General features: G+C 60.3%; 10 protein-coding genes. 1 reads left to right on the forward strand and 9 read right to left on the reverse strand.

Annotated elements, in window-relative coordinates; translation table 11 throughout:
* Positions 1 to 36 precede the first annotated feature (36 nt).
* The 7 genes from U5A57_RS35360 to U5A57_RS35390 form a co-directional block, all read right to left on the reverse strand.
* Positions 37 to 1,485, reverse strand: a complete 1,449-nt coding sequence (locus U5A57_RS35360; RefSeq protein WP_321916320.1) for an FAD-binding oxidoreductase — start codon at positions 1,483 to 1,485, stop codon at positions 37 to 39.
* Between the two features lie 7 nt (positions 1,486 to 1,492).
* Positions 1,493 to 2,659, reverse strand: a complete 1,167-nt coding sequence (locus U5A57_RS35365) for an ABC transporter ATP-binding protein (protein ID WP_321916321.1) — start codon at positions 2,657 to 2,659, stop codon at positions 1,493 to 1,495.
* A gap of 14 nt (positions 2,660 to 2,673) precedes the next feature.
* The gene (locus tag U5A57_RS35370) at positions 2,674 to 3,525 is read right to left on the reverse strand and encodes an ABC transporter permease (protein WP_321916323.1); all 852 of its coding nucleotides are present in this window, start codon (positions 3,523 to 3,525) and stop codon (positions 2,674 to 2,676) included.
* Complete coding sequence (locus U5A57_RS35375; RefSeq protein ID WP_321916324.1) at positions 3,522 to 4,355, reverse strand: ABC transporter permease; 834 nt, start codon at positions 4,353 to 4,355, stop codon at positions 3,522 to 3,524. The genes U5A57_RS35370 and U5A57_RS35375 overlap by 4 nt, the downstream gene beginning before the upstream one ends.
* Positions 4,356 to 4,432: 77 nt before the next feature.
* Complete coding sequence (locus U5A57_RS35380; protein WP_321916326.1) at positions 4,433 to 5,503, reverse strand: ABC transporter substrate-binding protein; 1,071 nt, start codon at positions 5,501 to 5,503, stop codon at positions 4,433 to 4,435.
* Positions 5,504 to 5,541: 38 nt separating this feature from the next.
* Positions 5,542 to 6,465, reverse strand: coding sequence for a 4-hydroxy-tetrahydrodipicolinate synthase (gene dapA, locus U5A57_RS35385; RefSeq protein ID WP_321916327.1), 924 nt, complete (start codon positions 6,463 to 6,465; stop codon positions 5,542 to 5,544).
* A 516-nt stretch (positions 6,466 to 6,981) separates the two neighbouring features.
* Positions 6,982 to 7,233 (reverse strand): hypothetical protein, encoded by a 252-nt coding sequence (locus U5A57_RS35390; protein ID WP_321916328.1) that lies wholly within the window; start codon positions 7,231 to 7,233, stop codon positions 6,982 to 6,984.
* Between the two features lie 156 nt (positions 7,234 to 7,389).
* Between U5A57_RS35390 and U5A57_RS35395 the strand changes: the two genes are divergently transcribed.
* On the forward strand, positions 7,390 to 8,022 hold the full coding sequence (locus U5A57_RS35395) for a 3'-5' exonuclease (protein WP_321916329.1): 633 nt from the start codon (positions 7,390 to 7,392) through the stop codon (positions 8,020 to 8,022).
* Between the two features lie 1,896 nt (positions 8,023 to 9,918).
* On the opposite strand, the gene U5A57_RS35400 is transcribed toward U5A57_RS35395, so the two are convergent.
* Complete coding sequence (locus U5A57_RS35400) at positions 9,919 to 10,131, reverse strand: hypothetical protein (protein ID WP_321916331.1); 213 nt, start codon at positions 10,129 to 10,131, stop codon at positions 9,919 to 9,921.
* 79 nt (positions 10,132 to 10,210) lie between these two features.
* The gene (locus tag U5A57_RS35405) at positions 10,211 to 11,041 is read right to left on the reverse strand and encodes a tyrosine-protein phosphatase (RefSeq protein ID WP_321916333.1); all 831 of its coding nucleotides are present in this window, start codon (positions 11,039 to 11,041) and stop codon (positions 10,211 to 10,213) included.
* Positions 11,042 to 11,491: the final 450 nt, after the last annotated feature.

Consider the following 11,491-nt stretch of genomic DNA (forward strand, 5'->3'; position numbering starts at 1 on the left):
GCATTGCGGTGATGTTGAGGGGAACGGCCTGCGTAACTACGCGGGAAGCGAGGGTGACGCTGCCGGCACGACACGGCCCGGATTCATCGTATCGTTCGGATCGAGCAGGTGCTTCATTTGCCGCATCAAGGCGATTTCGTTCGCGTCCTTGTAGAGCGACATCTCGGGCACGTGCAGCGAGCCGATGCCGTGCTCCGCGCTGAACGTGCCGCCCATCGCCGCCGCGATGTCGTAAAGCCGATGACTCAGCGCGAGCTGCAGAGCGGCCTTGTCCGCAACGCTCGCCCAGTATTCGTGCGAAAACATGGCGATGTAGTGGAGATTGCCGTCGCCCATATGGCCGACCACGACTTGCGTGGCCTGCGGATAGTGCTCCTCGAGCGTCTTCTCGGCGGCCTCCATGAAGTCGGGAATGCGGTACGTAGGCACGGCGATATCGTGCGTGAGCCCCATGCCTTCGCGGCCATTCGCCTCGGTCACGTGATGACGGATGTGCCAAAGGTCCGCGCGCTGCTGCGCGCTCGCGGCCACCACCGCGTCGACGATCACGCCGGCTTCGAACGACGGCGCGAGCGCATCCGTCAAGCGCGCGGCGACTGCTTCATCGTCGCCCGACGAAGCCGCCAGTTCGACGAGCACCATCCACGCCGGCGTTTTGTCGAACGGATTGCGCGCCTTCGCGGCATGACGCAGCGAGATTTCGAATTCACTGCGCGAGATGAGTTCGAGCCCGACCAGTTCGCCCGGAAAAGCGGCTTGAAGCTTGAGCCCTTCCCGCACGGCGGCGTGCACGGTATCGACGCCCAACATGGCCGTAGCCGTCGCGCGCGGACGCGGATACAGCTTCAACGCAGCCTGCGTGACCACGCCGAGCGTGCCCTCCGCGCCCACCAACAGGTTCTTCAGATCGTAGCCGCTGTTGTTCTTGCGCAGCGTGCGAATGCCGTTCCAGATGCGCCCGTCGGCAAGCACGACTTCGAGCCCGAGCACGAGATCGCGCGTGTTGCCGAAGCGCAGCACGTTGGTGCCGCCTGCATTCGTCGCGATGTTGCCGCCGATCTGGCACGAGCCTTCCGCGCCGAGCGTGAGCGGAAAAATGCGGTCGGCGTCGAGGGCGGCTTGCTGGAGATCGGCCAGAATGCAGCCGGCCTCGACGGTCATCGAATTGTTGTCGGCGTTGACCTCGATGATGCGGTTCATCTTCGCGAGATTCAGCAGGATGCTGTTACCGGAAGCGTCCGGTACCGAGCCACCGCACACGCTCGTGTTGCCGCCTTGCGGAAACACCTTCACGCCGCGCGCGTTGCACCATGCGAGGACACGCGACACCTGCGCGGTGTCGCGCGGAAACACGACGCACGCGGCGCGTCCCGAATGGCGCTTGCGCCAGTCGATCAAATGCGGCGCCATGTCGGCGTCGCGCTCCAGCACATTGGCGACGCCCGCGAGTTCGCGCATCGCCTCGATAATCATGGCTTGATTCATGGTTCGTTCACTTCCTCAACACGACGGCGTCGCGCGCGGCCCAGCGCACGGCCAGTTGCTGCCCCACGTTCGCGCGCTCCGCGGCGCGCGCCGAAATACCCTTCACGAGCAGCGTCGCGCCGTCTGCGAGCGTCAGCTCGAAGCGCGTCATGCCGCCCACGAACGATACCTGCGCAATCGTGCCCGTGCACGTGTTGTCGTCCTCGGGTTGCATTTTCTCCACCACGTCGATCTTTTCCGGGCGCACGAGCACCTTGACTTTCGAGCCGATCGCGTGCCCTTGCGTGCTGCGCACCTTGAGCACGCGATTCGCGGAAACACGCACCACCCCTTCGGCCTGCACGACGCCTTCGATCAGGTTCGACTCGCCAACGAAGTCCGCGACGAACTCGTTGACGGGCTCGAAATACAATTCGTCGGGCGTGCCGAGTTGCGCGATGCGGCCGCCGTTCATGAGGCACACGCGGTCAGAGAGGTTGAGCGCCTCTTCCTGATCGTGCGTGACGTAGACGAGTGTGGTGCCGAGGTCGCGGTGCAGGCGCTTGATCTCGCCTTGCAACTGGTCGCGCAGCTTCTTGTCGAGCGCACCGAGCGGCTCGTCCATCAGGATCACCGAAGGCGAATAGACGATGCAGCGCGCAATGCCCACGCGTTGCTGCTGGCCGCCCGACATCTCGCGAGGCTTGCGATTCTCGTAGCCCGTGAGCCCGACGCGCTCGAGCGCGTTGCGCACACGCTGCTGGATCTCCGACTTCGCGACGCCGCGAATGCGCAGCGGAAACGCCACGTTGTCGAACACATTCAAATGCGGCAGCAGCGCGTAGTTCTGGAACACCATGCCAAGGCCGCGCTCGCGCGGCGGCACGGTCGACACGTCCTTGCCGTCGAGCACGATGGTGCCTTCGGTCGGCGCGACGGCGCCCGCGATAATGTTGAGGATCGTGCTCTTGCCCGAACCGCTCGGCCCGAGCAGGCTCAGGAATTCGCCCTTGCGGATCGAAAAATCCGTGCTGTGCAGCGCAATCGCGCTGCCGTAATGCTTGCTCACGCCGCGAAAAACGATCATCTCTTCAGTGTTGCGCTGCGTCGCCGCGACGCTGCCCGAGGCTTCCTTGGCCGCTTGCGCGATGCCTGGCAGCGGACGGCCATCGTTATCCAGTAGAACGTGTGACATGTTTTTCTCCAACCTCAATGCGACGATTCGGGCGCAGCCGGCTGAAGCCAAACCGACACGCAACAGAAAACCAGCGAAAGCAATGTGAGCAGTGCGGAAACGGCGGCGATCACGGGTGAAATATCCCATTGAATGCTGCTGTACATCCGCACCGGCAACGTAGTCGTTTCGGGGCTCGTGAGAAACCACGCGATAACGACCTCGTCGAACGACACGAGAAACGCGAACAGCGCGCCCGCGAGAATCGACGGGCGAAGCTGCGGCAGGACCACCTTGAAGAACACGGTGCGGCGCTCCGCGCCCATGATCGTGGTGGCGAATTCGAGCGCCGGGTCGAGCTTCTTCACGCCGGCCATCACCGTCATCATCATGAACGGCGTGACATACGCGACATGACTCACGACGAGGCCAAGCGTCGAGCCGACCAGATGCAGCCGCGACAGGTACAAATAGAGGCCGAGCGACATCACGATCACGGGAACCAGAATCGGACTCATGAGCAGCAACATCACAAAGCGCTTGCCGGGGAATTCGTGGCGCACGAGCCCGTATGCGGCAGGCACGCCCAGGAGCACGGAAACGACCGTGGTGAGACTCGCGACCTTCAGGCTCTGCAGGATCGGTCCGACCCAGCTATCCGACGTGAAGAGATGCACATACAGAGACATCGACCACACACGCGGCGGGAACGTCAGCTCGCCGTCGCCGCCGAACGAAATCGGAATGACGATGAGCGTGGGCACCAGAATGAAGACGTACACCAGAATGGCGATGACGTTGCGCAGCCGCGCGTAACGACGCGCGAGCCCATCGACCACGACACCGCGCCGGACTGCCGGCAACCCTGCTTGCATCGATGTGCTCATGCCATCACCTTTTTTGAATCGCGCTTCTGGAACCGCTCCGCGCCGAGCGCCGCGAGCGTGACGATACCGAGCAGGATCACGCCGATTGCCGACGCCATATTCCAGTCCATTGTTTCGCGCGTGTAGAAGTCGACGAGATTGGACATCATCGCGTCCTTACGGCCGCCCAGCAGCGCAGGAATCACGAAAAAGCCCATCGACATGACCGTGGTGCTCAGCGCCGCGGCCGCGACACCGGGCATGGACAGTGGCAGCGTGATGCGAAAGAAGATGCGCGGCGGCTTCGCGCCCATGATTTCCGAAGCGCGGTACAGCGACTGGTCGATAGCGAGCAAACTCGCGAGGACCGGAAAGACGATGAACGGAATCAGATAGTTGGTCATGCCGACCATCACGCCGAAGCGGTTGAACAGCATCGGCAGCTGGACATGCGTGGCGAACAGGACCGACAACAGCTTGTTGACCAGCCCGTCGCGGCCGAGCAGGACCGTGAATGCATAGCTCTTCACGAGAATGCTGGTCCAGAACGGCACCAGCACGAGCACCATGTAGAGGGCCCGTTTCTTCGGCGTTTGCTTCGCGAGATGCATGGCGATGGGATAGCCGAGCAGCAGGCTGCACAACGAAGCGCAGATGCTGATCTGAAACGTCGACCACAAGGTGCGCAGGAAGAGTTCACTGCCGAAGAGGCGTTGATAGGCCGAAAGCGACAAGCCGTCATTCACCCAGACACTCGTGTAGACCACATACATCAGCGGCACGAACACCACGAGAAATAAAAATACCGTTGCCGGGCCGACGTACAGCAACCCATCCTTTCTGCCTTTCATCACTCCTCCTACCGCTGAAATGCTTGACTGCTGACCATACGACCGCCGCTATTGCGACGGCCTTTTTTACCTCGACGTTACGACAGCACCCACTCCTTGAAACGCAGTGTGAGTTCGTCGTAATGGTCGGTCCACCAGACATCGTTGCTGATGAGGTTCATCTTGTTGTTCGGGTCCGACAGCCATTTGCGCACGTCGGGTTTGACGAGCGGGAGCGCCTTCTTGCTCGCCGGCGTGTTGCCGAGATAATCCATGAGCGCCGCCTGACGATCGGGGCGCATGGCGAACTGCACGAACTTCATCGCGTTCGCCTTGTTGGGCGCGTTCTTCAGAACGACGAGATACTCGAGACCGGTGAGCGTTTGTTTAAACGAGAAGTCGATCGGCTTGCCCGCTTCCTGTGCGGCCTTCACGCGCGTCGAATACGTGTAGCTGTAATCGACCTGGCCCGTTTCCACGAGCGAGACCGTTTGGGGCGTCTGGTCCACCCACTTGCCGATAGACGGCTTGATGCGGTCCAGTACGCGAAACGCGCGGTCGACGTCGAGCGGATAAATCTTTTCCGGCGGCACGCCGTCGGCGAGCAAGGCGATTTCGAGCGTTTCGCTCGCGCGGTTGCGCAGCGTGCGCTGGCCGGGAAACTTCTTCACGTCGAAGTAATCGGCGAAGGTTTCCGGGTGCTTGCCGGCCGGGTGCTTGCTGTTGTCCCAGCAAATGCCGCCCGTGAAGCCGTAGAACGGCACGGCGAATTTCGTCATCGGCGCAATCAGGTCGCTGCGGTCGAACAATGCCGGATCGAGCGGTTCCCAATAGCCGTTTTTCGCACCCGTCATCGCCATTGGACCGACCGCATCGAACACGTCCCATTGCACGTTGTTCGTCATCACCTGCGCCTTCACGCGGGCAAGATCGGGCGTGTCGACGAGCGTCACGTGCACGCCGAATTCCTTTTCGAACGGCTTGGCGAGCGCTTCGTCAACACCCTGATGATAGTTGCCGCCCCAGCTCACGACCGTGAGATTGCTCGCAGCGGCCGCCTTGCGTGAAGTGATGATCATCGGCGCGGCAACGGCCGACGAGAGTAGCGTGGCGCCCGCCGCCTGAAGAAAGCGACGACGCGGAAGAATGATGTTGTTATCGGATGACATGGTCTTCTCTCTTAACGTATCGATGGTCTCAGTGCGACTCAAACGCCCGCCGCGGATGGGGAACAGGCGTCCTCGCGCGCGACGAGCGGCGCCATGACGTCGGCGAGGCGCTGGCGCAGCGCCGCCGAAGCAGGCTTGAGCGGCGGCAGCACGTCGCCGAACGCGAGGCCTTGAAGCGTCAGCGCGGCTTTGATGGGCGCGGGATTCGGCTCGGCGAAGATGGCGTCGATGAGCGGGCGCAACGTGGCGTGCAGCGCAACGGCCTGTTCGAGCTGGCCGTTCGACGCCAGCGCGAGCACACGCGCCCACTGCTTCGGCACGAGGTTCGAACTGGAGATGATGCCGCCTACGGCACCCATGGCGACGTGCAGCGGCAGCACGTCTTCCTCGCCGCTCAGAATGGCGATCTTCGACGCGCAGAGTTCGGCCGCGCGCATTTGCGTGGCGAGATCCGGATTGCAGGCTTTGATGCCGACGACGCGCGTGAGCGCGGCGAGCTTCGCGACGGTTTCGTAATGGAGCGAGACGCCCGTGCGATACGGGATTTCGTAGAGAATGATGTCGGCGTCGACTGCATCGGAGAAACGCTGGTAGTACTCGACGATGCCTTCCTGTGTAGGCCGGAAATAATACGGCGTGACGACCATGAGCGCCTTCGCGCCGGCCTTCACAAAGGCCTTGGCGTTGTCGATGGCGTCGCCAAGTCCTGGCGCGAGAATGCCCGGCACGACGGGCAGCGCGCCGGCCGCCGCTTCGAGCGACGTTTCGACGACACGCAGACGCTCCGCGAACGACAGTGCCGTGTACTCGCCCGTGCCGCCGAGCGGCACGACACCGTCCGCGCCGGCTTCGATGAGCCTGCCGATCTGCGCGGCAAGCGGCGCGGCGACGAAATGGCCGTCTGCGTCGAGAGGAGTGGGAACTGCCGTCAAAATACCTGCATAGGGATGCAACGTGCTCATCGATGCGCTCTTCAATAGTGGTACGGCCTGGGTCGCCGAGGATCTGAATGACACTCCATGGTTTGAACGATAAGGAGGCAAAAAAACCGGACACGCACCATCAGTGCCAGTTACCCTCTTTATAAGACCTGGTTATTCAATGGGGCCTGGAGCAGGCGGGATGGGGCTGCGCAGCCTCGCGAGACGGCCTGGCGGGCGCAAACAAGCGTGATAAACGTGGCGGTTTGAGGGTTTCCCCTGATGTGACCCTCTGGTGGTTCTCAGGGGCATGTGCATCGAGAGCATTGTCGCCTTATACGAACGGGCGTGGTCCCCCATCCATCCGTGGCCTCTTGTCCGACGATTTCGCAAGGGCCAGGCGATTCGAACGCGGTTTTTTGATTCTGGCAATGCTCGTCGACAGCGGTAGGTCGTCGGGACATAGGTGAAATGCCGGTATTATGATTTTATTGTGATAAGTATTCTTATCATAATGGAACGCTTTTCACTTAAAACTCCTAGATGACAGAATCCACCTTACTCGGTCCCCTGCCCGCTTTCCGCTGAAGGCGCCGGTTTTCCCGATGCCGGTGAACTCGCAATCCACAACTCCAGCGAGAGGAAAGCGCAGCGCCTGAGCTTCGCGTCATTCCAGGCGTTTGCATCTGTCAACTCTCCACGTTCGCCCCAGTAACTGTCGACGGCGTTAGCGTCGATATAAGAAATAGCGGTGACGAAGCGTAGAATACGCCACTCATCCAACGCATCCAGATCCGGGCGCATCGCCACGGATACCCTGCAAGTCCTGTCTCCGAGTGTGTCGTTGGTTGGCGAACTGGCCTGAGCGGCAGCCGGGCGAACAAATCAAGGTGCGTCTTGCCTGGCTCGCTAGGCATGGGGAAGCGTGCGTATTACGGCATCAACTGATTAGTGAACGAAAGAAACATGCAGACCGTTGCGGTACTCGACTTCGAAACAACCGGGCTTTCGCCGAATCTGGGCGACCGCGCTACCGAGATTGCCGTCATCCTCCTGCGTGACGGTCGGATTGTTGATCGTTACCAGAGCTTGATGAACGCAGGACGGCGCATCCCGTCCGATGTCGCTGCTCTCACAGGCATCACGAACGACATGATCGCATCGGCTCCTCCTGTATCGAAAGTCATGAGGGAATCTGCAGCGTTTGTTGGAAACCATCCCGTCGTTGCCCACAACGCCGGTTTCGATAAGCGGTTTTGGCAGGCAGAACTGGGGCTTCTTGGAGTGCCAGCGGAGCATTCGTTTGCTTGCACGATGCTCGTGTCCAGGCGGATCTACCCACGCGCCCAGAGTCACCGCCTATCTAGCTTGGCGGAGATGCTTCGATTACCGAAATCGGGTCGTGCGCACCGAGCGATGGTTGACGCTGAGATCGCCAGTCATCTCTGGTGCCGATTGCAGCACGACATCGCTCAAACTTACGGGCTGAAGCGAATCGATCACGCCCTCATGGCTCAATTGCAGAAGACTAGCAAGGCGAAGGTTGCGACATTTCTGGGTTCACTGTCTACGCCAGTTTTGCCGAAAAAGACGTCGTAGAGCACATTAAATCTGTCACCCGTCGGAAGGCCGGAGTAAAGCGATAAGAGACATCCCCAAACGGCAAGCACCGATATGTCTATCGAACGGCTATCGACAATTGCCTTCGACGAATTCGTGCGGGTTCACAGTGTTTCGTCGATCTCGGGCAAGTCCTGGAGTGTGAATTGGAAAGTGAGTGCTCTTGCAGCGAGGACGCCGGCGAACTGCACCGACGTCGTCGGTTGCAGTTCGAGCTGGTCTAGCGGATTCGTGATAACTCGCACCTCTGGATCTCCAGCACCTGCTTGAAGGTTGCCGATCACCGCCACCCAGCTTGGTTGTCGACCTCTTCTGCCGACGTCGCTCTGACTCTTCTGATAATCGCTGGAATGCGGCGCTGGCAGCTGCCTCGCGCTCCGCGCGGGCCCGCTTCTGCTCAGCCTCCACACTCGCGGCAGTCTTGATCGCCTCAGCCCGGTGCCCCGCCTTTGCGGCCCCCCAAGCGGCGAGCCAGTCGTGGGCGATTCGTCGCGTATCGCTAGCAAAGGCCGACGCAACCGCGTACGCACCTGAGCCGGGATCGCCAACGTCGTCCGGCTCGACGACGTAGAACGTGGCTGCGTCCATGTCGATCCATGCTCGCGTCGCGAAGGACAAAAATCTGCCGGGAATAACGTCCTCAAATCTGACTGTCAGGTCCCGCCGGACGCAGACATTGAATCGCGCCAAGACGTCCCATGACACTCGGATGCTCGCTCGCTGCATGAGTCGCTCAATGCCAAGTCCTCGCGCAGATTGAAAACCGCGTTAGAGAACTTTGGTGAGTTCAGGGGCGTACTCGGCGCGTTCGGCACTCTCCACTCGCGCCTGGCTAGCGTCGACGCCAGTGAGTTCGTAAGGTTCGATGAGTGAGTCGAGCAGCGCGAGCGCACCGCCCGGTGCCCAGATTGGAATTTGTTGTGACAATCCGTCAGCAATGAGCGGGTTACCGATCGCAAAGACAGGCCGGGTTCCCTCGCGCGACAAAGCGGGCTCGAACTGCTATATGAGCTTTCATATCGGCACACGTCCGGTAACAGAGCGCACGCCACAGTCGCCGCGCTGGAACGTAACATGTGCGCCGACGAAAGCGGATACCTCAACGGGTATCGCTTCGGACCTGACTATTCCGATATGCGATCACGCTGCACGCGGCCAATGCAGCGATGATTCACCTGATCGGGATAGCTGTCGAACACTTGGGCTTGAAAAGCTACGATGCAGAAACCCGCGACCTTGTTCTACATTGGGAGCTCATCCAGGGACCGCTGAACTTGCCTGATTGACGTCTCCACGCCCCGGCACCTTTATTCGTGCGGGGATTCTACGCAAGGCACGGTCCACAGCACGCCCACAGTGGCACACAAGCGAACGGGCCGAGCCATGGATGTGCCGAGCGCATAGATCTCATTCATCCTGGGTTCACGTAGATCGAGCTGTCAAACGTGAAGCGCGCCCGGTCCACCCGGTCGACGTGCTTTTCGACATGCATATTCGCGCCTCCCTTGACCGAAACTCGTGCGACTGCGAACGCTGGGCCAGCGCGATTGGTCCGAAAAGTGTAGGCTTCTGGAGCTCATGACGGCCAACCGTCAAAATTATCCTTGCATCGTGGGAGAGATGCGCAACGCACATCGCGTGAATCTGTTGGACACGTCGGGCGGCAGTCGGCCAGGAAGAGTCACCCGGTTGTCTGGCAGATGGGACATTCAAAAGGCGAGTCCTCCCTTGTTACCGGACATTCGATTGCAGGAGATGAGCGGTCTTTCGGCTTTTCCTGCTGTTTGACAGTCAACCGTGGTCGGTGCTGTCTCTACACCCCAACTGGTCTTTGGCACCAGAGGGATAAGCGGGGGGGAGCTGAGCTTCACGTGATCATAGCGTCTTGTCGTCGGCCACTTTCACCAGCATATGTGCAGGGACCGTGGCGACGGTTGTGTTGTCCGGCTTGCCCACCTGGTGGCTTCGGACTTCCACATAACCACCGAGGCGGACAATGGGCACGACGGCGGTGATCTTGTGACGGCTCATACCGTTACGTACTTCCACGTCACCGACCTGCAAATCTTTCGCTTCCTTCGTTGCCATATTCTTTCCTCCTCAGTTTCGAATGAACATCCCTTCATGCTAACGAGTGCCCCAGGATCGACTGCCTCCGCCGCTGAAGTCAGTTGATGCTCTCCAAGTAATGCACGCGTAGCTTTTCGACATCCACGGACAGAGCTTCGCTGAGGAACCTTGCTGTGCTGCCCCATTCCTGCTGGATTGTCTGAAGCGACGCCAGCAGATAACCGGGCCGGACCTCCAGCAGCGGCATCGCTACGCCATGTGCGATCCCGAGCGAATCCAGACGGGCCAAGAGCCCTCGAACGAGTAGTCGGTTCCGGTGGTTGGATTCCATATAGTTCGCGAGGATCGTCTCGGGCGTGACGTCGAGCGCTGACAGTAGCAGGAGGGTCGCAAAGCCAGCTCTGTCCTTTCCGGTGCTGCAGTGATAGAGCAACGTCAGACCCGCCTCCGCCGCCTTCATGAACCGACCGAAGACGGACTGATGCTTCAGAGGAAAGTCACGGTACACCTGCAGCATGAAGTCATCCATTTCCTGCCGTGTCGCGCTTTTCAGGCGCGGCACCAGCTCGGCCATACTCATGCTGCCTTCCAGCACCGGTAATGGCAGCCAGTTAAATACGGCACCAAATGCGCTTTCTTCATCGGACTTCTCTTCGGGCGAACGAAAGTCGATGACTACGTCCAGTCCAAGCGTCTGAAGCCGATCAATGTCGCCGGAACTGGCCATCCCAGGGTTGCCGCTGCGGAAAAGGCGCCCCGCACTGATGCGCCTGCCCTCGTGGCCGTGCAGCCCTCCAAGATCGCGCAGGTTATGGATGTTGTCAAAACGACGCGGTGCAACGGGGGATCCCGGATCGAATGACTGTTCCGCGTCGGGATCCTCATATGAGGTGACGCTAGACAGGAGTGACGAGATTTGGCTTGACATACCCGATTTAGGACTCTGCCGGCGAGGCGGTCGCGATCCTTTGACAATGATTGGAGCGTCTATTTTTTATCGAGCCGATTCGAGTCGTTTTTCATTGCGCGCCAAAATTGCCCAGGGTTGACCACTACGCGGCATAAACGGGGTCGAGAAAGTCGCCTCTACACTTGATAGCCGTCTTCGGGTACCGAACCGGGCGAATGGCTGGTGAGGGTGGCGGATTCAACCAGTCGATGCAACACACTAAGGGCTTTGCGAGCCCGTGGGGTGCTGCATCGACCGGTTGAATCCGCCGTGGACTAGGGACGACTACATCTCGCAGACCTCGGCCACAAGCGGACCCTCGAGGGTGGCGGCAAAATGTGGCCCTTCGAGCATCCAGTTCAACTATCATGCTTAAACGATTTCGTTTCGTCATTTCGGTGCAAGACCTGACTCGTTCGGCGACCTCAT

The organism is Paraburkholderia sp. J11-2 (genome assembly GCF_905220185.1).
In the GTDB taxonomy this organism is placed as follows: Bacteria; Pseudomonadota; Gammaproteobacteria; order Burkholderiales; family Burkholderiaceae; genus Paraburkholderia.